The organism is Paenibacillus sp. FSL W7-1088 (assembly GCF_037969855.1).
Taxonomy (GTDB): domain Bacteria; phylum Bacillota; class Bacilli; order Paenibacillales; family Paenibacillaceae; genus Paenibacillus.
Genome location: NZ_CP150216.1, coordinates 1802063 through 1825246, shown reverse-complemented (window position 1 = coordinate 1825246; position 23184 = coordinate 1802063). Strand labels below are relative to the sequence as shown.

Here is a 23184-nt window from a genome sequence, read left to right as displayed (position 1 = left end):
CCGAAGGAGCCGCTGCTTGAATATTATGTTATGAGATGTTATTGCCATCTTTGAAATCTCTCTCAAGTTGATTCCCATGAAATGCTTTTATCATAAACTCTCTGTCTGGAACCTGTAACTGTTCAAAAGACTCCAAAAATGCTTTATTGTCATATGTGGTTCCTATAAGTTGTATATTCATTGTTCTTTTTTGCAGTTCTACTACCGCGTATCTTGCAATCGCATGCTCATTACAACCTAAAGCTCCAGGATTCAAATAAACTCTTTGATCTGTCTTAAAGTAATGGATTGGATGATGATGACCAAAACAAACGAGATTGTATGGTGAACCTTTATACTTTGCGTCTAATGCCAATCCTGTCGGGCTCTCATCTATTACTTCTCTTTCTTCTTGATTCATATGATAATGGGTTATTAATATTTTTTGCCCTCCTACTTCAACATCTAATGTTTGAGGAAGATCTTCTATAAACTTGATATTTTCATTTTTGAGATTCTTACCTACCCACTTATGATGTCCAGCGATCATTTCATGACCCGGCAAGGTATCCTTCCCTTGCAATAGTTTTAAAACCGCTTCTTCATGATTACCTGAAACCGCCGTTACATCCTTTCGATTCATTATCTCTTCAAGCACTTCGTTAGAATTAGGACCAATGCCAATCATATCACCCAGACAATATGTATGTTCAATATCCCCGCGGGAATCAATATCAGAGAATACGGCACGCAATGCCGGATAATTACCATGAATATCAGTTAGAATTGCAATCTTCATTTAGGCTTCTCCTTCAATCATTTTTATTTATCTTTGATTTTTTTCTTGCAATAATTTCTCATAACGTTCATGTATCTACGAACCCGAAAGGCTTAAAGGAGCAAAGCGACTGGGTGGCTCCGCCACTTAGCCTTGCAGGGGTGTCTGCCTGAATCCACTTCTTCGAAAATCCTCGGGCAAACCAAGGAGCGATAGCGACGCAGCGTAGATATGTTGTTATAAGATGTATCGGCCTTCTTTGAATTACCTACAAGTATTTTCTTTGCAACACTCAACTACCGTGTCCTGTTATCTTAACGCCGTCCCCATAGTGTGACTGTTTATATAGAGTACACTTCGTATTCTTTTTCCATTTTGTAACCTAATTTTTCTGCAAGAGCAACTGACTCTAAATTGGCTGCATCCCAGTTTGGGTGGATATTTCGGCTCATGCACTCAAGAATCAATCTTGATGCGCAAGCTAGTGCCAAACCTTGGCGCCTGTACAAGGGATGTGTCCCAATTGTAACTTCAATACACCCTTCATGATAAGTATAAGAAGAAGCACCAGTAATAATCTGATTATCCTTGAGAATAACAAATCCAATTCCATGCTGCATAAATTCTTCTAAGGAAGAGAAGAAACAACAACAATCTGCCATAAAGGGATCTTGCAGTACCATTGGGTAATTATGTTCATCTATGGGTACGATTTTGAAAGCAGTATCTATCATTTTTATGTTCTCTTCTAACTGTTCTACTTGGAAAGTCGGTTCTTTCTTAAAGGAATACCGGTTAAACTTTTGAAATGAATCTGAGTAATGTTGAGATAAAAGGGATATCCAAGAAAACTCATTTGTAATTATGATTTTCCTCCTGCATTCTTCAAGAACAAACCGCAATGGAACATCTACTTCTTTCAATGCTTCGACACTTCCAAGTAAGAATGCGAAATCTCCTGCAATAATTACGGAGTAAGTGGGCTTCTTCTTACTATCAATCCATGTCCTTCCTATCTTTCCTTCTATATTTGCAAAAAGAACTGTATTACTTATACCGCTGCATAAAAAGCGAGCAGTCTCGAGCTCATTCATCGCTAATTCTAACACCAATTATCCCCTCCACATTCAAGCAAGTTGCCCTTAAAAATTACTGATAATCTACACTTTACCATACAGATAGCTCGTTGAAGTTCAAAAATGTATTAAGCTGGTTTAACTTAAAGTACATCTGAGCTTTGATGAAAGGTTTTATTCTTTGCGGTTATTTCTTATAACGTTCTTGTATTCATGAACCCCGAAGGGGTTGGCTGCTGAAATGCCTCCCCTTGAAATCCACCTCGCAGACCAAGGCTCCAATGGAGCCGCTGCTTGAATATTTTGTTAAGTGATGTTCCTGTCTTCCTCGAATCACCACTCAATCTCTTATGTCTTTTATCTCTTATCTCTTATGTCTTTTATCTCTTATGAACGAAGTAATTTAAATTCCTTTAGATCAATATCAAATTCTCCTTCCGTCAGTACATCTAGTCCCAAAAGTCCGTTAATGTTGTGATATTTAAATGAAGTAAAGTCTATGTATACATCCTTTAAAATAAAATCTCCTACCTGTATACCGTCGATTCGCTTACTGAAAGCATGCTCTTTACCTCCAATTCCGTAGCTGGTTATAATTTCATCGTCCATACCCACTAGTATCCCAATCTCATCCACTTCATCTTGTGAAATCAAGCTATGACTGGCTCCTGTATCAATCACGATGTTCGATATCACTTTCTTCTGCTTATTAAAATGGACTGTTATTTCCGTGAATAACAGCCCATCTCTATATTCAATATTCATTTAAAGATTTCTCCTTAATCCTATATTTTTCCGAACCTTCACAACGATTTGATCTTTGGATGTATGGTAAACCAAGGTTTTGTCTCTACTGTTCAATAATTCGCGAGTCGCTTCTTCATCACTGATCGGGCCAATCACGGCCACATCATCAATGATCTCGTGATTGTCTGTTTCTTCAGAATGAAGAACTTCGAATTTTACGAATTGGTTCGGGAAAATCTGTTGAACTTCTTGCCATTTCATCATTGTCCCTCCTCTGTTTTGATGGTTATATTATACCATTTTACAAGCCTTTAGCTCTCACTGGAATTTCACTTAACGTTCCTGTATTCACGAAACCCGAAGGGGTTGGCTGCTGAAATTCCTCTTCGAAATCCTTCTCGCAGACCCAGGCTCCATCGGAGCCGCAGCTTGAATATTATGTTAGCTGAAGTTTATCCCTTCTTCTCAGTAGCCTCAAGACTTCTCTTAAATACATTTAAAAATTTGATAAATTCTTCAATTATTCCATCTATATTTTCAACAAATTCATTTGATGGCGTATAATTTCCGACTCCAAAACTTATTTTTTTCAGTTTCCCATTTTCTTTTTTCTTACTTATTCCAGAACTGATATCGTTCGGTGCAAAGTTATGTGTAATATCATTTCTAAGTACTCTTGATCTTTTAAATGCTTTAGAATTATTGGTTTTATTAATTTGTCTTTTTAAAACTGGATTTACACTATTGAGATTCGTTAATATTTTTCGATTAAAATCTTTACTTGTTTCTATATCGAATTGGTATTGAATATTAATGATATGAAAAATAGTATCCCAAGCTGAAAAAAACTTATAATAGAAAGCATCAACATAATAATCAAACATTACTTTATAATTAATTGTTTCATCTTTCGTAAAGTGAGGGAAATACTGAATTGATTGTCCCTCCTTCCCGGTGAGATATACCATTCTTTATCAGGAATTCCTTTATTGTAGTAGTGCATAAAAAAGATATAACTTGTTCTTGATTGACCCAATCTATTATTAAATAACCTAACCCAACTTGCCAATTCGTGTTCTGTAAACAGAGCAAAAAAGTCAGTGATTTCCGGCCGCTTTATATCGAGATATAAATGATTAATCTTTGAGTGCTCTTCTATATCAATCCACTGTTCTTTGGTTGGATATTCTAAATATTCATGAATCATTTAATCTCATCCTTTACATGATTTTCAGCTAACATCTTTGTATTCATGAGCAGTCACTGTGGTTCGAGGGACTTAGCCAGTAGGGTTGTTGGCTGCCATCACTTCCCCAAAGTTCCCCCGCAGAGCCGAAAACCGGATGACCCGATGCGTGAACATGATGGTAGCTTGAGTTAACTCTTCTTTGGATAATCTAGTATCATTTAATGTTCGTTTAATTTCTATAATGATTAATAAATATCCAGCTCACTTGATCTACTTCTGATATGTTTAACAGTTTATATCCAAAGTGAGATTTAACGTAATATTGTTCTCTACATATTGTTTTACCTTGTTCGCGTCTTACATCATACACATACTTTATTTCCTCATTTGCAATTGTCTTATATACAACAGTTGCTCTCTTAAGCAATTGAGGATGCGGATGGTTTTCTAGAGATTGAGCAAAAATAAATAATTCTTGATCACTCAAAAAAATAGGAACAACTTTTTTAATTTCCTTGATTGTTTGATTGCTCTCTATCTCAAGTGCAATACTACACTGTATAACCATCGCTGGGCCTAGATTTCTCAATCTAAGATAATTCAATAACTCCCCTTGAACCACTCCATCCCGTACTAATTGATCTAATTCAATGAAATTATCGGTTTCAATAATCCTTAAATCCTTGTCATGGACATTGTTATAGCCTTCTAATCTTGAACCTAAACTATCAATTTCTTCAGCCACAATATAAGTCCTATTGCTTTGTTTATACTGATTTTTATCCCGATTTAATGTCATAAAATAGGTTATCACTAATGTGATAATTGAACCAAATCCACCTGACAATAGTGTTATAAGTAGTGGGTTGAATCCATTATCATTAGTTGTGAACATTTTTTTTAATTCACTTGCAGATTGTATAAATATGTCTTCCATGTTTTGTCTCCTAATTCTGCTTTTAGTTAATTTCAGCTAACGTTCCTGTATTCACGACCCGACGTATGTCGGGTGTCAGGCGAATGCCGGACCAAGGACGAATGTCCGCAGCGTGAATATTATGTTATACGAAGATTCAGACGCCTTTGACTACACTTAAACTTCTTTATTGCCCTTCTCCTCTATTCTACGTACAATTAAAAGTAAAGAATCAAAGGAGGAAAGGATATGAAATGGTCTGAGGCTAGAGTTCAGTTTCCTGATCGTTGGGTTCTTGTTGAAGCAATTTCAGCCTACTCAGCTAATAACATGCGTAATATTGAAGAATTCTCTGTCATTAATGATTATAAAGATACTAAGCTTGCTTGGGATGCTTACAAAAAACATCATTCTTCTGAACCTTCACGTGAGTACTATATCTTTCACACCGCCAATGAGAACATCGAAGTTCAAGAACAAGAATTCATTGGAATTAGAGGTCTTCGATGAAAATAAGATTAGTTAATGGCCTTCCTATTATTGAAGTTTTATTCACTTATCAAAATCAATCTGTCTTGCTTCCCAATGTATTATTGGATACAGGATGTGCAACTACCATCTTTGATATTGATTTAATCGAACCTACTGGCCTAACCATTGATCCTATACAAGGTCGTGCTGTTCGAATGTATGGAATTGGAGGTCAAAGTGAACTTTCATTTCAACAGCCCGTTCACTCGTTGACCTTAAACCACCATATATTAAATGATTTCGTCATTCAGCTTGGACAAACAAAAGAACCTTATGGTTTTGATGGAATCTTAGGTGTTGATTTTTTATCGACTTTGCAATTGAATATCGATTTTAAAGATATGGTAGTTAGGAAATCCTAACTGCTTTTTTCTTTTCAAGAATTTTCGTATAACATCTAATTTATGTACTTCGTAAATACCACACATCCTGTATGATATCTGAACTACGTATATGATAACCTATGAGGCGATATATGCGAAGAAAAATTTGGTGAAAAAGGGAGATAAATGAGGAAATCTCACATGTCCATACGATCCAATGGACTCTGAATACGTTGAATATTTTTCGTACTAACATGCGTATATCGCTGAGTTGTACGTGCACTCGTATGACCAAGTAACTCCTGAATGTAGCGCAGGTCTGTCCCGTTTTCCAGCAAATGAGTGGCGAAGGAGTGTCTCAACGCATGAATACTTACCTTTTTCACAATTCCAGCACGTCGTCTTGCATCTTCAAACAACTTCTGCACGCTCCGCTCAGTAAGATGTCGATCAGAAGATTGCCCCGGAAACAGCCAACGATTGGGTCTGTATTCATCTATGTATTCCTGCACGATATCCCAGGCGAGATTTGAAAGAAGTGTCCTCCGATCCTTTTGCCCCTTCCCCTGTCTCACAAGTAGTGTTTTCCTTTCAATATCCAGATCACTGCAACGCAGACGCATAACTTTACCTACACGAAGCCTGGAAGAATAGGTCACAAACAATATGGCCTTATGTTTAGGGTTGGTTACGGATTTGAGTAATTGAGCAACTACTTCCTTTTCGGACAACACTTATGAAGCTTGGTCTGCTTCTTGGGACGAATATACTAGAGATCCATGGGGTGATGGAGCACATGTTTGCAATAGAAGCGGAGCGCGCTAATGGTCTGATTCACGCTTGAATGGGAAATTCCTCGCTCCAGCAAACCTAAACAATACATCTGAACATTGGAAGTAGTGACATCCTTATTTTTAAGGCTAAGGCTGCTTAGAAAACGCTCGACCTGTTTATAATACGCTTTGATCGTTTTGCGACTATATCCTCGTAACTTTAGTGCCTTCTGTAACGGTTCTTTGCTCCACTGCTTGTTTCCCCTATTAGCTTTCCATTGCTGCAGTTCTTCATTGTCAACCCACAACTCCGGGGTAATCTGAACTTCATCTGGATCAAACTGGCTCGTAAACTCCTGGATGGCCGCAATAGTGTAGGGTATGATCCACATTTTCTGTTTGGGTTCCCACTTTCTGCCCGTAATCTGGCGAATGCGCTGAATATATGCATGGTTATAGGGACAACGAATATGCAATGAATGAGTAGAACCTTTAGTTATGGTGATCGTCTCTTCGGTTGTAGTATCATCGTTCATAGGAAACTCTCCTTTGTTTGAGTCTATGTCTTTCTCAGCAATTTTGAAAAATAAAAAAAGAAGGATCTCTACATCCCATATAGGGAATCAGATAACCTTCCGATGCTTTCGGAACATTTATGATGTTTAAAAGTAAAGATGGGCACAGCCAGTGCAATAAAAAATTGCCACTCCATGTAGCTTCAACAAAGCATACCTACTGATCAATTTGTCCTCATCGATAACAGTAGACGATTGAACCAGCTGGTACTTCGTCTGGGGAAATCCCTTTCCCCAAACATATACCGATATTCTTCTTGCCGGATATAGAATGGTTAATTTGAGTAGAGACAACTTCAAGTATTTGCTCCTCCCCATCCGTTTTTTTGATGATAATCTGGTCACCGATCATCTCTTTGATTGTTGACGGAAGAAGTTCATCCAACTCTTCATTGGCCCCCATAACGATGATTCCGAATTCAGGTGTTTCAAAGACTAAACCAACTCCAAACAAAATTTTAGTTTCCATTCTTTGACCACCTTATCCCTAATCTATGAATAGCTCACCTTTGACATCTCGCACCCTAAGATCGGAATTACGAAGTCTAACCATGGCATCTATCAATATGCTTAAGTTATCCATTTAGCTTCTGCCCTTCTAAACATACAAATTCCATCCCAGAATAAAAGCAGCCAAGATGAAAGCCGAGATGCCAGACATGATGTACATCAGCTTTTGCTTTTTGCTGTAACTGCTCTTCCGAAGTTTGAACATAAGCAAGCCAAGATACGCCACTGCTAGAACCACATAAAGTAAATTAAACAATAAATTGATCCGTAGCGAAGAATGAGTGGGATAACTTGGGAGTCTCGTGTGTATGATGAAAAGGTTAAGAGGAAGTACCGCACCTGCAAAATTAATGGCAAGATAATATTTAACAAAATGGGTTGGATGATTTCCCCGTTTATTTCGTTTGTAAAAAAGCATCCGGATTAAATAGCCGATCAACACACTTAAACTGAAAATGATGGCTAGCGCAACAGGAATAAAAGATATTACAATCAAGTTCACCTTCAAATTCGATACAGGCAAGTAATCCATGTAAGGAGTGTAGGAAATTTTCTCAACAACCCCATTATGCTCGACAACATTATACAGACTACTTAACTCCGCTTTTGAAAATTTGGTTATATCAAGCTGCCTGAATAAATCAGTAAATCTAGAAGAAGCCCGTCGTGCGGATTGAAAATATCCCCCACCTTCAGAAGTAACGGAACTAACGTATGTACTATTACCAAAGATTTTGCTAATAAGTCCATAATAATAGATTTCCTCAAACGCAATGTTTGTCATGACCACCATCCCAAATTTGGATGCTGGATCAAAGACAACTTTACTTGAAAATCCTTTTAAATTCCCCTCATGCATCAGCGTAGGCACCACGTATTCCATCTCAACGAACCCGTGCGCAAATCGCGGAATAGAAGTCTCATCATAATATAGACTTGTTGACAACATTTCGTCTAACGTATCCCTCTTTGCAAATAATACATGGCTATCATCAACAGGCATCAGCGCTGCAAGGAATTTCCCTAAATCTTCTGCTGTCCCGATCGCTGCCCCTGTAGGATAGAACGTTACGAATACTCTGTTCTCAGGGATCCGTTTCAAATCTTTCGTATACCCTTCGATCTCATTCCTTCTTTGCACTAGGTCTGGACGATTTTGCCCCGTTGGATGAACCGTAGTGTCGTTCATATGAAGAGGTTCAAAAATATGTTGATTAACATATTCATAATAAGGTTGGCCACTTACCAATTCCACAATGTAACCGGCTAATCCAACGCTATAGTTTGAATAACCGACGACGCTATTCGGCTTATATATCTGTTTCGGCTCATTTTCACGCAACGTTTCTCCCAAATCATAATTTTCATTCTCTTCGTAATAATACACTTCGGTCAATGTTTGATCTTCCCAACCCGCATTGTGATGCATCAGGTTCATTAGGGTAATCGGTTCATCGTATTTCAGCTTTTTGAAAAATCCCTCTGGTAGATATTCTTGGATATCCACCTCCAAATCAAGCTTTCCTTGCTCGACAAGCTGCATCACACTCGTATAGACCAACAGCTTAGAGATCGAAGCCCATTCAAAAACCGTAGATGTATCCGCCTTTCGCTGATTCTCCATATCCGCGTAACCATATGCCTTATCCACAATGGTTTTTCCGTCTTTGATAGCCACAACCGAGACAGCAGCGGTATACTTCTCATACGAGGCAACATAAGCATCAATCGTTTCCTCTAACTTGGATAAAGGAATCCTGGATGGTGTAGTCTCAACCTGTTCTTCTTCAGCGTGGACAGGTGCCGCTATTGCCATAATGATAAATATGAATGACAGAATACAAGCGATTACTTTGTTTACAGTGTGATATCCACGACTCATCTGCATTAGCTTCTCTCCTTTTATTTTAAATGATATTTACATACTCTTGTTTTCACGTATGCGTTTTCAAAAAAGTCCACATGAATCTAAATTTTTTTTAAATGCAATTACACTCCATTCAGGATAGAGGTCAAAGAATTTCATCTATTAATTTGGGCGTGATGATCTCATCGCTCCATTTCGGTGTTAATACTCTTCTGTATCCTATATATTCTTTGGTCCAGCCTTCGAATTCTTCTCCTCAGAAACGATATGTAATGTGATTATTCCTTCGTTGTTAGCATCCGGATCAACATAACATTAAAATGATCCATTGCAACGAACGACTTTACTCGCATTATTATTTTTTATAAATATCCTTCATTTATCACATATATCCATCTTCAGGTTCACCAACATCAAAACCTAATATTTTTGACGCTTTCAATTTAAATGCTTCTATCCAAGAAGTCCAATCATCATTATTCATCTGTGCATAAAATGATAATCCACTAGGCTCAACGGATGCTTCAATGAAGACATCATCCTCTTCAGTACCAAACCAATATGGAATTCCACTTTTATAACCCATCCACCCTGGCATATTCTCATATACTTTAGAAACTTTATCCCACACCTCATCAGGCAGATCATACCTTATATTTAGGTTGCAATGATGAGAATTTATGTTGTTCATTTACATTCTCTCCTTCTACATTGGAGGTATATGAAGATATATCCTCTATTTTTATGGAAAGTATTACACTTCTTCGATTACTAATTCAAGGATAGATCTCTTGGATTTTATATACTATTTTCGTTATCATTTTTGTAACGTTAGTATATCTACGAACCCAACCGTTTAAGGAAATCCTCCCAGGGCGCACCATTTTGGCTTTCCAAAGCAATCCATTAAGCATAATCTGGTTAGATTTTTATTAAAATCTCATTCTGTCTAACTTGATAGTCCTTTTTGGAAATCTGTACACATAAAAATGCCCCCTCACTGTAGCAGGTTTTCTCTATATACCTGCTACAATGAGGGGGACAAATCTTTGTCTTACATCTGCTCAAATTTAAAAGCTATAAGCTATTTCATGGTTAACCCAGCAATTTATTTATCGCTGGATTCTCTCTCAGCATGTGCATTATAACCGTTAAGGCTTCCGCCCTCGTGAGGTTAGCGTCCGGTTCAAACCGATTCTGGCCCTTCCCCTCGATAATTCCGGCCTTAGCTGCCAATTCAATGATCTCCTTAGCCCAATGCTGGGGTGCTACATCAACGAATGTTGCGGCATCGCCAGGTTGAATGTTCTGAAAAATCAGGATTTTCGAAATCATGGAAACCAACTCGGCTCGAGTAATCCTGTGATCAGCGTGGAACGTTCCGTCAGAGTAACCGTTGATCACTCCATTGGAAGCAAGAATTTCTATAGAGTCTCGAGCCCAGGAAGTCTGAATATCCCGTAACTCAATCGTTCCGCTTCCTGAACGTAAGGCAAATGCTTTGACGAGAAGTGTGCTAAACTCTGCTCTCGTGATAGAAGCATCCGGTCTGAATCTGCCGTCTGGATAGCCGTTAATTATACCTAGCTTGGCGGCCGACAAAATATCTTTGGAAGCCCAATGGGACGCCGCGTCCTGGAACGTTACAGAGTTTCCGCCCAATGCATCTTGTATATAAGCTGCGAGCCGATCAATTTCAACAAGAGCGTAAAAAGTCTTGGTCTCCTGAGCAGGCGGCGTTAAAGGGTTCGATTCGGCCGGGGTGTCCGTATTGATTGAGTTGCTTGTATTGGTTGAACTACTCGAAGAAGATTCTGACCCCGAAACTGGCGTGCCGGTTACTGTTACGTTTATATCTACCGATTGGGTTCCATAGACAGCACTTACGACAGTACTGCCCGGCGTCTTACCTGTAACCCTCCCGCTGGTAACATTAGCGATTGCCGGATTCCGAACAGTCCAGGTTACCGATGAGGTCACATCTATATGCGCCTGATTTGAAAAAATAGCTGTAATCGCTACGGATGCCGTCTGCCCGGTCGGTACGCTTAACGTATTCGAAGTGGCCTTTAAACTGCTTAATGCATGCAAGGTAACACTCTTTGTTGCGCTGCTGCTATTATTGGTACCATCGCTTACGGTGAAGCTGATCGTGCGCGTCGTCGTAATAGGAGTAATGGCTGTATTATTGTAAGTAACTGCGTGCAAAGCGGCTTGCCACTGCGCCAACGTCGCAGTTCCGCCCGCGGATGTCAGCGTCAGCACACCAGTAACTGCATTATAACTGGCTGTAATATTTCCCATGGTCAGCCCATCATTGATGAAACTGAGTACATCTTCTCCAGCATGAAAATTGCCTGTGACTGCCACTGTTGCGCTTTCAAGGGTAGTGCTGCTATCTGCGGTTACCGTTATACCGGAATCGATAGCGACCGGTGTCGAGATCACGTTATCTCCAGCCAAGAATGAAGTCGAACCGCTGCTTGTGGTCAGACTGGGTGGCACGATCACAGTTACTTCCACTGTATGTGTAGCAGCAGCGCTGGTCTTCATTCCGTCGCTTACAGCGTAGCTAATGATGCGTTGCCCTGGCGTTGCGCTCGTGCTCGAGAACGTAATTCCCCTCAACGCACTCTGCCACTGCGCCAACATTGCAGTTGCACCTGTAGACGTCAGCGTCAGCACGCCAGTGAGAGCATCATAACTCGCCGTAATATTTCCCATAGTCGCCCCATCATTGGTGTAACCCAGTACATCTTTTCCCGCTTCGAAATGGCTCGTGATGCTAACCGTTGCGCTGCTCAATGTCGTATTGTCCAGGTCTGATACCGTCAGACCACCGTCAATAGCGACCGGAGTCGAAGTTGTACTATTCCCAGAAATGTAATGGGTCGACCCACCGCTCGTGGTCACAATTGGTGTCTGGTCGGTATCCGTCACCGTTACAGTTCGTGTCGCCGTACTACTTGTATTGACGCCGTCCGTCACCGTGAAGCTAACCGTACGCGTCGCCGTATTAGGCGTGATCGCTGTATTTATATAAGTTATTGATCTCAACGCGGCTTGCCACTGCGCGAACGTTGCAGTGCTGCTCGCTGATGTCAGCGTCAGCACCCCAGTAGATGAATTATAACTGGCTGTAATATCTCCCATGCTGGGCCCTTTATTAGTGAAGGACAGTACATCTTCTCCAGCATGAAAATTGCCTGTAATCGCCACTGTTGCGCTTTCAAGGGTAGTGCTGCTATCTGCGGTTACCGTTATACCGGAATCGATAGCGACCGGTGTCGAGATCACGTTATCTCCAGCCAAGAATGAAGTCGAACCGCTGCTTGTGGTCAGACTGGGTGGCACGATCACAGTTACTTCCACTGTATGTGTAGCAGCAGCGCTGGTCTTCATTCCGTCGCTTACAGCGTAGCTAATGATGCGTTGCCCTGGCGTTGCGCTCGTGCTCGAGAACGTAATTCCCCTCAACGCACTCTGCCACTGCGCCAACATTGCAGTTGCACCTGTAGACGTCAGCGTCAGCACGCCAGTGAGAGCATCATAACTCGCCGTAATATTTCCCATAGTCGCCCCATCATTGGTGTAACCCAGTACATCTTTTCCCGCTTCGAAATGGCTCGTGATGCTAACCGTTGCGCTGCTCAATGTCGTATTGTCCAGGTCTGATACCGTCAGACCACCGTCAATAGCGACCGGAGTCGAAGTTGTACTATTCCCAGAAATGTAATGGGTCGACCCACCGCTCGTGGTCACAATTGGTGTCTGGTCGGTATCCGTCACCGTTACAGTTCGTGTCGCCGTACTACTTGTATTGACGCCGTCCGTCACCGTGAAGCTAACCGTACGCGTCGCCGTAATTGGCGTGATCGCTGTATCTGTATAAGTAATTGATCTCAAAGCGGCTTGCCACTGCGCCAACGTTGCAATGGCGCCCGCGGATGTCAACGTCAGCACGCCAGTAGATGCATTATAACTGGCTGTAATATTCCCCATGGTCAGCCCGTCATTGATGTAACTCAGTACATCTTCTCCAGCATGAAAATTGCCTGTAATCGCCACTATTGCGCTTTCAAGGGTAGTGCTGCTATCCGCGGTTACCGTTATGCCGGAGTCGATAGCGACCGGAGTTGAGGACGAATTATCTCCAGCCACGAATGAAGCCGAACCTCCAGTTACAGACAATACAGGACCCGCGGCTGCAAAGGACATCGGCGTGATATAATTCCCCAGTCCCGTCTGGAAGGTTAATGCAATGGTAAGCAGCACCATCAATTTACGTAATAATTTCTTCATTAAATACTTCCCCTATCATTTAGATTTAATCCTGAATTTCTAGAGTAATATGCTCCGTGAAAAAGAGATCAGACCTTTAGATTTACTTGAAAAATCAATCTTGCCGAAGCAATACGTGGTCTATCCGGGGGAAAGCGTTAAGTTCCGTTTTTCTGCTTATTGCATCCAGCTCTATCTTCTCATCGGTTGGGTGCTCGCTGCGGACGGATCTTTCAGTTCCATAAGCTGTATAGCGATGCGTTGTCTCATCATTTCCTAGACCCTCGTCTGCCGCACCACAGCTTGCTGTACAAAGGGCTTGCACGTATGAGCCGCTGTCTTCAACTCCCCCACAAAACTGTACATTGGAATTTGAATAATCAATAATCCCGTTCCAGAACGATAGCATTTCTGCATCTTTATTCAATGTTCTCTTGCAATCATTACTATTTAAAGTTGTGCCCAATCTACTTCCATCTTCAATTTTAAATTAAACCTGATTTTGTAAATGAATAGTCAGAGTTCTGAACTTTAGACAATAACTAATTAATTTAATATGTTCTTATATTCAATGGATACTATATCTCCTTTACATGGTACATAATAACCCATTTTGTGACATTATCGAAGAGATTTCCTGTGCTTAAAGAACTATTTTTTAGAACTTTCAACCTATTTATCTATTTATAAAGTGCTATTGTTAGCATCTTGAAATCACTGTTGTAAACTCTTACTATCTCCCCTTCACCGCATCAACCGAGTGTATATGCTGTCCCTATCCTCATCATCAATAATTCAACAAAATTACTACTAAGTGTAATATATATCCATCATGCTTGTGTATGAAGATATATCCTCTGTTTTTATGTAAAATATCACACTTCTTCAATGCTAATTCAAGGATAGATCTCTTGGTCTTTATATACTATTTTCGTTATCATTTTTGAATATTTTAATCTCGTTATTTCAATCAGTTCATTTGGCTGCATCATATTCACGATGTGACTATCATTTATTTTAATTTTGGTATTACCTCGTCCCAATCCTTTGACTATTACGATGTTATTATTCACATCTACTATTTGTCCAATTGTGTTGAACTGCTCTTGTTTCTTGAGATCAAGGTATGTTACAAGGCCAAGTATACAAAATATAATAAAGCAAAAAATTGATAACGCAGTTGTCCATGCAGGAGGATGATATGCTAAGTTATTGGTAGTTACTTGAATTACGATTATAAAAATAAATAGAACGATGAATAGAAATTGCTTTTTTAATTTGCCTTTAGCTTTTTCGTTCATAGCTTCTCCTTATTAGGTTTTGTGGTATTTCAAATAACGTTCGTGTATCTACAAACCCTCACTACCTTAAAGATTGCAGCAACTTGCCGCGATGCGGTAAGGTAGTGCAGGGGTCACCTAGCAACTTTACTTCTTCGAATATCCTCAACAGACCAAGAAGGAATGCAACGGCGTAGATATGTTGTTATCTAGATGTCAATTGCCTTCCGCAAACTACTACTTATAGATTGTACTTCATTTTAATTCCTTCATATAACTTAAAACCCTTATTCCTATTTACAATCTCTCCAATTAACTCTTTCCATTTGTTTTCAATCCACTTAGGACTTTGTTCTTTCAGAATATCCTCGTTAAATTGACTATCAATATACTCTAAATCTTGTTTAAGCACTCCTATATCCTGAATAAGTTGATTTCTCGATTCTTTTTCTAGCGACACCTTATTTGATAAAATGTCGTCTATGATATCTGCTCTTATATACCAATACATATCTCTAAACACATTATAGATTAAATCGGTTGATGATAATTGATCTTCTTTGAAATCGGAATCCAGAAAGATGAATGATTCTTCACCCACTTTCAAAGATACCGCCAGATTCCCTAATGTGTATATGACTGTTTCCTTCGAAGAATTGTCTTCTAAGCTCTTTATCACATAATCTAAATTCTGGATTGATTCTTTTATACCAATTTGAGTTCCATGATTTAGTTTAACCGCGTAATCAACTTCTTGATTGTCTTTGTACGCTTTGAATTGATAGTTGAAGTACATGCTTATTATCAATCCAACCATTAGTATGATTATTGCAATATTTTTTCTCATTAAATCACCTCGTAATCATGTCATTGAATTCATATAATATCTAATTTTTGTATTTCACAAATACAACATATCCCATCTACTAGTGCCTGAACTAGGTATATGATAACCCATATTGTTACAATTGCGCAGGCAAATTGGCGAATAGGGGAGATTTATTAGTTTTCTTAAACCCTTATCCAGATGATCCAATAGGCTTTGAATGCTGAATATATGCAGGGTTGTACAGGATGCGAGTATGCAGTGGAACCTTTCATTATAGTAATAAAACAAAAAGGCCCTTCTTCATCCCATAGAGAATCCGACGACCTTCCGGTGCTTTTGGAACATATCAACTTTATAAAAGGTAGAGCGTATCGCGGCTTGTGCAATGGCAAGCCGCATCAAGAGGGAGGTGCTGCGCCCAATTCGGCCAGCACCTCACAAAGGATGCACCGCGTCAATGATCGCGGCGCTCACCCCAAGCCGCCCGCCCTACCTGGCAGCAGCACATGTACCAGCAGCATGTAATATGCCCCGCTGCCCTTCACGCTGCTGGTGCCACGACCAGCAGCGTACGGCCTTTCGCTGCAAGCGGTTAGCGCCAGCAACCGCCTGCTTAAGCCAACAACGCCTGAGCGACCTGGTCCACAATGCCATTGATGCCTGTTGGCCCATAACAACCGATCCATGTCGCGGCATCTACGGAGTGTATTTGCTGTCGCTCATCCGTATCGAGCATCCCCCAGACACGCTGCTCTGTCGCGGATATGCCCTCCTGCATGATCTCATTGCTAAGCAAAAAGTAGTGGCTGGCATGTACAGCCGGTAGCCTGTCAACTGAAATATGATAAGCCGTGTCGGAGGTATCTGCCACAAATAATGGAACAGGTAAACCTAGGTCACGGTACAGCACAGCACCTGTACGATGCGAGGCAGAATGTACGCGAACCAGAGAATCAAGCGGACGAATCAGCGCCACGCTCTTACCTGCCAGCACGGGAGCAAGTTCTTCGGACAGCAATGCGGTTCGTCGATGATAATCCGCAAGTATTCGCTTTGCCTCTGCCCGCTTACCAGTTAGTTCACCGAACAGGCTTAGAATGGTCTGCCAGCTCTCATTACGCTTAAACATAAGAACCGGAGCGATCCGGCTTAGACGTTCAACGTGCTGATCATGCACCTCGGTGCAAATAATCAGATCTGGAGACAGTCGTTCCACTGCAAGCAGATCAGGGTACTCATACGTTCCGAGCAATTCGGTAGCCTGAAGTCCTGCCCTGATATATTGCGGGAAATGGAACGTTGCACTTCCTACTCCTACACTTCCCGCTGGAGACAACCCAAGCGCAAGCAAATGATCGGCATACTGGACATCAAGTACAGCGATACGCTGTGGTGACTCGGTGACAAGATATTCCCCTCGCATATGGCAGATCACAGGCCCTTGGGCCGACTCATACGAAGAAGCTACACGATTCCCCAGCAAGGAATGAACATAGTCTGCATCCGTTTTCGAAGCGGCGGCAAGCCGGTAATGCAGTGGTGGGATTCCATAATATTTCTTAAACGCCCTGCTGAAATAATACATGTCGCGATAGCCCATTTTATCAGCAATTTCGCCGATAGAAACATCCGTATGACGCAGTATTCGCGAGGCACTCTCCATGCGCAGCTGAATGACGTATTCCATTGGTCCGAGCTCTTTCTCCTGTTTGAATCGTCGCTGCAGCTGTCTTACACTGCATCCGGCAAGGGCTGCCAGCTCTTTCAGCTCCAGATTCTGACGATAATGCGATGATATATATGACACGACAACATCCACCATGTCGGACTCTGCTCCGCCTTGACCACATTCATACTCCATGATCAGTTCGTAGATCATCACCTGGAGCAACGCATTGGCATAAAAACGTTCCAGCCCTTCGCCGCGGCGCCATTTGGCAACGATTTTTTCCGCATTCTCGATCCATTCCGCTTGAGTCACAGGGTTCTGAATAAACGAAGTTTGCAGTGGGTGTTTGCGATACGAGGGTATAACATGAGAGGCTCCTTCCATGGAAGAAGCCTTGTACATGATCACGATATAATAAAGTTCGTCTGATCTGGCGGTCAGCGTGAAGGATGTGCCCTCCACCACATGACAGGCAAAAGAAGCTCCAATGTGGCAAACCTCACCATTCATTGCAAGCTCCCCTTCCCCTCCGCATGCCAGCAGCAGCACATTTGAAGTTAATTGAGTTTCGCTAAGAACACTGCCTGTCTGCAAAGTACCGCTATACCCGTCAAGCATCTTGATCGTCGTATCACTCCATAGACTTGTCTGTTCTTGCAGCGGCATTTCTCTCATCTCCTGACAATAGCAAAGGTAAAGTTGTTGCTGTTGTCATTTTAATTGAGATTTATTCTCATTGTCAATTTTCGGACATTTTCTGCAATATTCCCCTGACATTTGATAATAAAAACAACAGGTGATCCGCTCGCTTTTCGCAACGTGCACATTGTCCTTACAATCGGTGAAGCGGGTCAACGGATTCTTTCTCACACCGAACACTTGCCCGGACGCCACTTGCGTCAGATATGAAAAGTCCGCCTGGATGTGCTCACTATCCTGCTCTGTCTCGTCGGCATCAGGCGTATATAGCGGGCCAATGCGTACCATAATGTTCTCCCAGAGAATACTCATGGAAAGAGGCGCAATCGCAGCAAGCGTCTTTAACAGGGGTGTATGCTGTACCGCAAACATCTCCTCGACCACCTTTTCCCGCCACACGTTCCTGTCTCCAGTCAGTGCTTCAGCCCCAATTCCGTTCACTGCTAGAAAAGGAAATCGTGTACCGCCCTCATGTTCTTCGAGCTTCGGATGATAGAGAAAGCTGTTCTCCAGCTGAAACGAAACATGCTGGTGATGAAAAGTCATCGCGGTCATCAGCGGAGCCGTCCACAGATAGCCAATTCGCTTGGCTAACATGGAAGCGGCAACCTTCATGTCAGGGGCATCGATGTACTCCTGAAACCAGCTGATATACTCTCGGCATGCCGCTTCGTCATGCAGTTCACTTAGAGCAATGGTACGGACACTATGTTCAGGCGGCTCACCAAGCAAAATCGAATGATCCTCCACGGTCTCTTTCCATAAGTCTGTCGAGAGATATGGGTTCATATTAGTTCGATCCGAGCAGGGCTTCCGATGCCTGATCTACAATCAGATTAATCGCAAGCGGTCCGTAGTATGCAATCCACAGTGTTGAGTTTACGTCATACGTGCGGTTATTTTTCACAGCATCAAGGGACTTCCACACGGGATTACTCATCATAGCCTCTGCCTCTGCGGCAAACAGCTCATCCGACAGAACAAAATAACGATCTGCCCCAATGTCAGGAACCTTCTCCATCGAGATTTCAACGGAGGTATCATCCTTGATTCCCTCAACGAGTGCAGGCATTTTCAAGCCCAAATCCTGATAAAGAATGCCACCTGTGCGATGCTCGATACCATGAACACGAATGCCTTCTTTTCTCGGACGAATCAGCGCTACCGTTTCATCACCCAACTTCTCCGCAAGCTTGGTCTTCAATCCAGCAACTTTTTCCTCATACGCTTTACGCACCGTCTCTGCCTCGTCCTGCTTGTCTGTAATCTTAGCAACTGTGGCTAACGTATCACGCCAGTCTTCGTAAAAATCAAGTACCAGGGTAGGTGCAATTTTGCTTACACTCTCATACTGCTTCTCCTGGAAGTCCGTCATGATAATCAGATCCGGGTCCAAGGCTACAATTGCTTCCAGATTAGGCTCGTCCCGTGTACCCAGAACCTGTACATCACTCGGCTGATCTCCTAAGTATTCAGGAAAATCGGTGTTGCCTCCAGCGATGACACTGCCAGCCGGCTTCTCGCCAACAGCTAACATTTGATCGAGAAACTTAACATCAAGCACCGCAATTTTCTTAGGTTTTTCGTTTAGCGTCAGCTCACCCTTCATATGCGTGATCGTTACGGGAAAAGCTCCGTCAGTCTGAGTTTCTGCATTCGCAGGTGTCTCCGCTGGCGTTGCCGCAGACGGTTTGCCGCTATCTGTACCTGTTCCGGCACCGCAAGCCGTCAGGACAAGAATAAGGGCCAGCATCAAGCCCATGAATAATCGTGATTTGTGCGCAGCATATGCCTTGCTTCCGGCAGCCTGCCCCTTTGTTCCTTGATTCATGATGAATCCCCCTTATGCATAATACTGATAATGATTTTCATTATCGAAACATAAAGAGAGTATAAACGATCTCCGCATCGCGTTACCATGTACTTTTGCGACATTTGGGCCGGACTAATACGACATGGCGAGCGACTTATCCGCCCTTTAATTTCTCAGCGATATACGCTTGCAGTCGGTAAATGTCTGAAAGAAGCTCTTCTTCCTCCGGCGTATTTCCATACTCCCCTAGCCAGCGCGGTGTGCGGATATGCCACTCGTTAGACATGTATTGCTGTTTATCTCGATACAATAGAACATGTTCCAAGAAATACTCCAAAGAGCCGAAGGATTGTTTATGACTATCGTTGATAATGGATTGTGTTTTTTCAATGATTGCCTGTAACATGTGTTGAATATGATCTTCAGGATTCATAGCGTTCTCCCCCTTGTCCACCAAAATTATAAAATCAAAAAGAGGAAGGCCCTTCTCTATTCCATAGAGAATCAGACAACCTTCCAATCATTTGAAACATAACATGTATTAACACATCTGATATAGAACTCATCATTTCGAAGCTACTCTGGATATTCCCTTGATGCCTCGATCAATTTATCTTCTTCATCAAAAACGTTCAGCATTCTCTCGGATGATCCGACCTAACCTCATCATCAAAACGCCAGCTTACCCGCTTTGGTCTTAAATTCATTTCTATTACGATGTTTTCACCTCTCTTCTGCTTAACTTCTTAAATGCCAAGTATTCCTGCTCGGAATATATATAACTTAATATCTTTTCCGCACATGCAGCTGAGCTAAGCTCTTCCGTATTCACTTCCAGATCATATTCATCATAAGAGTAGATGTAGTCGAACTGGGAATGGGCAAGTCCAATCTCACGATCTCCCCTGCTCTGCTCTCTTCTGGTGAGTTCTTCTTTCGAGCACTGCACACCTACAAACAATATCGGATAATCCGATAGTAAATCATAAAAACCGTTAAACCACTTGTCATTGCTGATGACCGTATCTACGATGACATTCAAACCCATTTCCGAAAACAGTTTAATGGTTGCACAGTACAACGAATTGATAGGGTCGAACAGGATATCTGTCATCACATGGTGTTCCACTTCTCTCGTTGGTTTCATATCTGGGTATGTATTGTCGATAAACTGATCATAATTTTGGGCAAATTGATCTACAGACAGATGATGAAACGGAACCTCTCCCTGATTTTTCAATTCCATCGCGATGCTTGTCTTCCCCGCACTTGACGTTCCGTTCAAAAATATAATGAGTCCTCGTTCCATATTCATCCACCCTTATCATTAGAATTGGTGCTGCCATTCAAATCACATACCAAAAAAATTCCCAAGTCATAAGGCCTTCCCTTATAGCTTTTATACATCCTAGAACCAGAATCGAATAAAAGATTTGGTTCGAAGCTATGTGTCCCATGAATCATTTTTCCAACGAAATCTTCTGCCAAGTTAATTAGATACTTCTCTTTCCTTCATAATATATTGTTTAAAATACTCCCTAAACACATCATTAATCTCCTGCATTTCAATAATTTCGTTTCGAAACTTATCTTTTATCTCTTCTCTTTGTTTATGTTCAAGCTCCATGTTGAATTCTTCAGCTTCATATTGACTTAACAGATCAAAAAAGTATTCACAAGGCTCTTTCACAGCTTCACAACTGTCAGCATACTGACCAGATTCCAGCAGAAAGCTGGCCCAGGATATTTCTCTTCTTTCGTACTTTATGTACAAACAAGCAATGTATTGATCGAAATGTTTACTATTGTAATAAGTAATACAAGGTTCTGAATGAATGTATTTGTTAACGATTTCAATAGCACTGCCTTGATAACGCACCGCAGCTAACTCGATGATCCAATACGGCGGTTTCGTGTATGCAAGGATCATGTCATCACAAAAAGGCTGAAAATGCTTGTACCAGATTAATTTACTCCCCAGCATAATGCCTAGCTTACAAGCAAACTCTTTATTAGGTTCTATTTTCATGTCGAGAACTCCTTGTCTACTAGCCTTCAGCCTAATCTCCCAGGTGACTACGCCAATAAAATTGGACGAATAGGTGAGCCTGATCCATTTTTAATTTTCAAAGGAAGTGCCATAAATATGCCTGCTGCTGGAGCCTGATTCATTCTGCTGAACCCTTCCATGATCAAGATATGGTTAGGCAAAAAATATTCTACATGACCTGGAGCGCTCAGGATTTCCCCGTTCACCATACAAATATCTACCCCTGGTGTATCTGCTCCAATAGCTTTAATGCCCGACTCGTAAAAATATTTGCACACCTCACGGGTGAGTCCAGGCTCATTTTTCCCCCACCAGTCTCTCTCCTTGCCGCTCGCATCCGGCTTATAGTATTGGTCCCAGCCAAAGTCAATCAGCACAATATCACCTGCCTGAAGAGTGAAGTTATCCCGCTTCTCTACCTCTCGGATCATGTCCAATCCAACAGGTTTGCCTGCTTCAAGAGTGAAATTTTCCAGATCATATTTCTTGTAGGGACCAATCAGGCAATCCACCGGAAGTTGATCAATCGCTGCCTGTTCTCCGTGACAATGCACTGGGGCATCCACATGTGAGCCCGTATGCTCTGATATGATTAACGTCTGTGCATAGTATCCATGATGGCAGAAGTTGCGATGATTCTCCACAATGCCGAGAGATGGATGATGATGAAATCCCGGCATATTCGTTTCAAATACGGGTGAAATATCGTATACGTTCAGTTGATTAAAACAATTCATAAATTGATGGACAAGCTCAGAAGATTGCAAAAGAAACACCTCCATACTTGAGTAAACTTACTGCTCTGCTCTACTCATCTCGCATACTTCTTTTTACATCTTTTATTCTCTCATTCTGACTAGTGCTCGTTTGGCCGCTAGTTTCCCCTTATGCATTCCGTCTTTGGAGACCTCTATCAACTTTTCTCTAGTCGGAGTGTAACGATGGAAACCAATAATCTCACATGCTCTCTCTTGTACTCTGTTAAAGAGCTCCGCAAACATATTTTGCCCCCTTCCAGAATTTATCCCACACCAGATTGATCATGAAAACAATCGCTATGTTTTATTAACGTTTGCCAATGTATAGCTTCGTTTGAGTCTCTCCATTCTTCCGTAATATCTTCGTCCTCTTCAATCTCTAATCCAGCCAGCCTAGCCGCCTTGTCGATAAAATCAGCCAATTCTTCACGTTCCATCGTCTCAATAAAATAATCATTGGCCTCATTCATTTCGTTAAAGGTAACCAACACTTCTTCTACAGCCTTCATAATACGCTCGGAATCATTCCCTCCATATTTAG

Annotated in this window: 26 protein-coding genes and 1 pseudogene; 2 read left to right on the top strand and 25 right to left on the bottom strand. The window is 41.6% G+C overall.

The features are described 5' to 3' along the window. Positions 1 to 28 precede the first annotated feature (28 nt). The 7 genes from MKY42_RS08280 to MKY42_RS08250 all read right to left on the bottom strand — a co-directional run bounded on the left by MKY42_RS08280 (position 29) and on the right by MKY42_RS08250 (position 4706). Positions 29 to 778 (bottom strand): metallophosphoesterase family protein, encoded by a 750-nt coding sequence (locus tag MKY42_RS08280; RefSeq protein ID WP_090894756.1) that lies wholly within the window; start codon positions 776 to 778, stop codon positions 29 to 31. Between the two features lie 320 nt (positions 779 to 1098). Continuing rightward, entirely contained in the window at positions 1099 to 1866 is a 768-nt protein-coding gene (locus tag MKY42_RS08275; protein WP_179265425.1) for a GNAT family N-acetyltransferase, read from the bottom strand. Positions 1867 to 2220: 354 nt separating this feature from the next. Next, on the bottom strand, positions 2221 to 2598 hold the full coding sequence (locus MKY42_RS08270; RefSeq protein ID WP_179265426.1) for a retropepsin-like aspartic protease: 378 nt from the start codon (positions 2596 to 2598) through the stop codon (positions 2221 to 2223). Then, positions 2599 to 2841: a hypothetical protein gene (locus tag MKY42_RS08265; protein ID WP_090894744.1), complete on the bottom strand. Its 243-nt coding sequence runs from the start codon at positions 2839 to 2841 to the stop codon at positions 2599 to 2601. Positions 2842 to 3032: 191 nt separating this feature from the next. Beyond that, positions 3033 to 3464, bottom strand: coding sequence for a Cthe_2314 family HEPN domain-containing protein (locus MKY42_RS08260; RefSeq protein WP_339850342.1), 432 nt, complete (start codon positions 3462 to 3464; stop codon positions 3033 to 3035). After that, complete coding sequence (locus tag MKY42_RS08255) at positions 3464 to 3787, bottom strand: hypothetical protein (protein ID WP_339850339.1); 324 nt, start codon at positions 3785 to 3787, stop codon at positions 3464 to 3466. Before MKY42_RS08255 ends, MKY42_RS08260 begins: the two co-directional genes overlap by 1 nt. 211 nt (positions 3788 to 3998) lie before the next feature. Beyond that, positions 3999 to 4706: a hypothetical protein gene (locus MKY42_RS08250; RefSeq protein WP_339850336.1), complete on the bottom strand. Its 708-nt coding sequence runs from the start codon at positions 4704 to 4706 to the stop codon at positions 3999 to 4001. Between the two features lie 228 nt (positions 4707 to 4934). Here MKY42_RS08250 and MKY42_RS08245 point away from each other — a divergent pair, with 228 nt between their 5' ends. Continuing rightward, entirely contained in the window at positions 4935 to 5195 is a 261-nt protein-coding gene (locus MKY42_RS08245) for a hypothetical protein (RefSeq protein WP_091002190.1), read from the top strand. Then, on the top strand, positions 5192 to 5578 hold the full coding sequence (locus tag MKY42_RS08240; RefSeq protein WP_091002191.1) for an aspartyl protease family protein: 387 nt from the start codon (positions 5192 to 5194) through the stop codon (positions 5576 to 5578). The genes MKY42_RS08245 and MKY42_RS08240 overlap by 4 nt, the downstream gene beginning before the upstream one ends. Before the next feature lie 158 nt (positions 5579 to 5736). Here MKY42_RS08240 and MKY42_RS08235 read toward each other — a convergent pair whose 3' ends face one another. The 18 genes and pseudogenes from MKY42_RS08235 to MKY42_RS08150 form a co-directional block, all read right to left on the bottom strand. Then, complete coding sequence (locus MKY42_RS08235; protein ID WP_339850327.1) at positions 5737 to 6273, bottom strand: tyrosine-type recombinase/integrase; 537 nt, start codon at positions 6271 to 6273, stop codon at positions 5737 to 5739. Between the two features lie 35 nt (positions 6274 to 6308). After that, positions 6309 to 6848 carry a phage integrase N-terminal SAM-like domain-containing protein gene (locus MKY42_RS08230; RefSeq protein ID WP_339850324.1) on the bottom strand — a complete coding sequence of 180 codons (540 nt, stop codon included), beginning with the start codon at positions 6846 to 6848 and terminating at the stop codon, positions 6309 to 6311. A 214-nt stretch (positions 6849 to 7062) separates the two neighbouring features. Beyond that, positions 7063 to 7356, bottom strand: a complete 294-nt coding sequence (locus MKY42_RS08225) for a hypothetical protein (RefSeq protein ID WP_090894742.1) — start codon at positions 7354 to 7356, stop codon at positions 7063 to 7065. 129 nt (positions 7357 to 7485) lie between these two features. Further along, the gene (locus MKY42_RS08220; RefSeq protein ID WP_339852805.1) at positions 7486 to 9213 is read right to left on the bottom strand and encodes a serine hydrolase domain-containing protein; all 1728 of its coding nucleotides are present in this window, start codon (positions 9211 to 9213) and stop codon (positions 7486 to 7488) included. A 433-nt stretch (positions 9214 to 9646) separates the two neighbouring features. Further along, the gene (locus tag MKY42_RS08215; RefSeq protein WP_179265430.1) at positions 9647 to 9955 is read right to left on the bottom strand and encodes a hypothetical protein; all 309 of its coding nucleotides are present in this window, start codon (positions 9953 to 9955) and stop codon (positions 9647 to 9649) included. 404 nt (positions 9956 to 10359) lie between these two features. Beyond that, positions 10360 to 13566 carry an S-layer homology domain-containing protein gene (locus tag MKY42_RS08210; RefSeq protein ID WP_339850318.1) on the bottom strand — a complete coding sequence of 1069 codons (3207 nt, stop codon included), beginning with the start codon at positions 13564 to 13566 and terminating at the stop codon, positions 10360 to 10362. A 94-nt stretch (positions 13567 to 13660) separates the two neighbouring features. After that, positions 13661 to 14011: a hypothetical protein gene (locus MKY42_RS08205; protein WP_179265432.1), complete on the bottom strand. Its 351-nt coding sequence runs from the start codon at positions 14009 to 14011 to the stop codon at positions 13661 to 13663. A gap of 430 nt (positions 14012 to 14441) precedes the next feature. Continuing rightward, positions 14442 to 14846 carry a hypothetical protein gene (locus tag MKY42_RS08200; RefSeq protein ID WP_179265433.1) on the bottom strand — a complete coding sequence of 135 codons (405 nt, stop codon included), beginning with the start codon at positions 14844 to 14846 and terminating at the stop codon, positions 14442 to 14444. A 220-nt stretch (positions 14847 to 15066) separates the two neighbouring features. Beyond that, complete coding sequence (locus tag MKY42_RS08195; protein ID WP_339850313.1) at positions 15067 to 15672, bottom strand: oxidoreductase; 606 nt, start codon at positions 15670 to 15672, stop codon at positions 15067 to 15069. A 452-nt stretch (positions 15673 to 16124) separates the two neighbouring features. Then, positions 16125 to 16259 (bottom strand): hypothetical protein, encoded by a 135-nt coding sequence (locus MKY42_RS08190; RefSeq protein ID WP_339850310.1) that lies wholly within the window; start codon positions 16257 to 16259, stop codon positions 16125 to 16127. Between the two features lie 8 nt (positions 16260 to 16267). Then, positions 16268 to 17989, bottom strand: a complete 1722-nt coding sequence (locus MKY42_RS08185; RefSeq protein WP_090894726.1) for a helix-turn-helix domain-containing protein — start codon at positions 17987 to 17989, stop codon at positions 16268 to 16270. A 45-nt stretch (positions 17990 to 18034) separates the two neighbouring features. After that, positions 18035 to 18811 carry a (2Fe-2S)-binding protein gene (locus MKY42_RS08180; RefSeq protein ID WP_090894723.1) on the bottom strand — a complete coding sequence of 259 codons (777 nt, stop codon included), beginning with the start codon at positions 18809 to 18811 and terminating at the stop codon, positions 18035 to 18037. A 1-nt stretch (position 18812) separates the two neighbouring features. Next, positions 18813 to 19853, bottom strand: coding sequence for an iron-siderophore ABC transporter substrate-binding protein (locus tag MKY42_RS08175; RefSeq protein WP_339850304.1), 1041 nt, complete (start codon positions 19851 to 19853; stop codon positions 18813 to 18815). A 136-nt stretch (positions 19854 to 19989) separates the two neighbouring features. After that, positions 19990 to 20268, bottom strand: coding sequence for a hypothetical protein (locus MKY42_RS08170; protein WP_339850301.1), 279 nt, complete (start codon positions 20266 to 20268; stop codon positions 19990 to 19992). Positions 20269 to 20547: 279 nt separating this feature from the next. Beyond that, the gene (locus MKY42_RS08165; protein WP_339852802.1) at positions 20548 to 21144 is read right to left on the bottom strand and encodes an AAA family ATPase; all 597 of its coding nucleotides are present in this window, start codon (positions 21142 to 21144) and stop codon (positions 20548 to 20550) included. Positions 21145 to 21324: 180 nt separating this feature from the next. Next, positions 21325 to 21864, bottom strand: a complete 540-nt coding sequence (locus MKY42_RS08160) for a hypothetical protein (RefSeq protein ID WP_090894715.1) — start codon at positions 21862 to 21864, stop codon at positions 21325 to 21327. Positions 21865 to 21911: 47 nt separating this feature from the next. Continuing rightward, positions 21912 to 22652 carry a cyclase family protein gene (locus tag MKY42_RS08155; protein WP_177185639.1) on the bottom strand — a complete coding sequence of 247 codons (741 nt, stop codon included), beginning with the start codon at positions 22650 to 22652 and terminating at the stop codon, positions 21912 to 21914. A 329-nt stretch (positions 22653 to 22981) separates the two neighbouring features. Next, positions 22982 to 23182: pseudogene (locus MKY42_RS08150) on the bottom strand (hypothetical protein); the annotation flags it as partial. Positions 23183 to 23184 lie beyond the last annotated feature (2 nt).

What these genes read in the sequence shown, in the direction of transcription:
- MKY42_RS08185 (WP_090894726.1), bottom strand. Translation starts at nt 17,989, where the DNA reads ATGCCGCTGCAAGAACAGACAAGTCTATGGAGTGATACGACGATCAAG.
- MKY42_RS08170 (WP_339850301.1), bottom strand. Translation starts at nt 20,268, where the DNA reads ATGAATCCTGAAGATCATATTCAACACATGTTACAGGCAATCATTGAA.
- MKY42_RS08160 (WP_090894715.1), bottom strand. Translation starts at nt 21,864, where the DNA reads ATGAAAATAGAACCTAATAAAGAGTTTGCTTGTAAGCTAGGCATTATG.
- MKY42_RS08250 (WP_339850336.1), bottom strand. Translation starts at nt 4,706, where the DNA reads ATGGAAGACATATTTATACAATCTGCAAGTGAATTAAAAAAAATGTTC.
- MKY42_RS08240 (WP_091002191.1), top strand. Translation starts at nt 5,192, where the DNA reads ATGAAAATAAGATTAGTTAATGGCCTTCCTATTATTGAAGTTTTATTC.
- MKY42_RS08195 (WP_339850313.1), bottom strand. Translation starts at nt 15,672, where the DNA reads ATGAGAAAAAATATTGCAATAATCATACTAATGGTTGGATTGATAATA.
- MKY42_RS08215 (WP_179265430.1), bottom strand. Translation starts at nt 9,955, where the DNA reads ATGAACAACATAAATTCTCATCATTGCAACCTAAATATAAGGTATGAT.
- MKY42_RS08260 (WP_339850342.1), bottom strand. Translation starts at nt 3,464, where the DNA reads ATGTTTGATTATTATGTTGATGCTTTCTATTATAAGTTTTTTTCAGCT.
- MKY42_RS08200 (WP_179265433.1), bottom strand. Translation starts at nt 14,846, where the DNA reads ATGAACGAAAAAGCTAAAGGCAAATTAAAAAAGCAATTTCTATTCATC.
- MKY42_RS08180 (WP_090894723.1), bottom strand. Translation starts at nt 18,811, where the DNA reads ATGAACCCATATCTCTCGACAGACTTATGGAAAGAGACCGTGGAGGAT.
- MKY42_RS08245 (WP_091002190.1), top strand. Translation starts at nt 4,935, where the DNA reads ATGAAATGGTCTGAGGCTAGAGTTCAGTTTCCTGATCGTTGGGTTCTT.
- MKY42_RS08280 (WP_090894756.1), bottom strand. Translation starts at nt 778, where the DNA reads ATGAAGATTGCAATTCTAACTGATATTCATGGTAATTATCCGGCATTG.
- MKY42_RS08255 (WP_339850339.1), bottom strand. Translation starts at nt 3,787, where the DNA reads ATGATTCATGAATATTTAGAATATCCAACCAAAGAACAGTGGATTGAT.
- MKY42_RS08225 (WP_090894742.1), bottom strand. Translation starts at nt 7,356, where the DNA reads ATGGAAACTAAAATTTTGTTTGGAGTTGGTTTAGTCTTTGAAACACCT.
- MKY42_RS08270 (WP_179265426.1), bottom strand. Translation starts at nt 2,598, where the DNA reads ATGAATATTGAATATAGAGATGGGCTGTTATTCACGGAAATAACAGTC.
- MKY42_RS08230 (WP_339850324.1), bottom strand. Translation starts at nt 6,848, where the DNA reads ATGAACGATGATACTACAACCGAAGAGACGATCACCATAACTAAAGGT.
- MKY42_RS08175 (WP_339850304.1), bottom strand. Translation starts at nt 19,853, where the DNA reads ATGAATCAAGGAACAAAGGGGCAGGCTGCCGGAAGCAAGGCATATGCT.
- MKY42_RS08210 (WP_339850318.1), bottom strand. Translation starts at nt 13,566, where the DNA reads ATGAAGAAATTATTACGTAAATTGATGGTGCTGCTTACCATTGCATTA.
- MKY42_RS08165 (WP_339852802.1), bottom strand. Translation starts at nt 21,144, where the DNA reads ATGGAACGAGGACTCATTATATTTTTGAACGGAACGTCAAGTGCGGGG.
- MKY42_RS08220 (WP_339852805.1), bottom strand. Translation starts at nt 9,213, where the DNA reads ATGGCAATAGCGGCACCTGTCCACGCTGAAGAAGAACAGGTTGAGACT.
- MKY42_RS08265 (WP_090894744.1), bottom strand. Translation starts at nt 2,841, where the DNA reads ATGAAATGGCAAGAAGTTCAACAGATTTTCCCGAACCAATTCGTAAAA.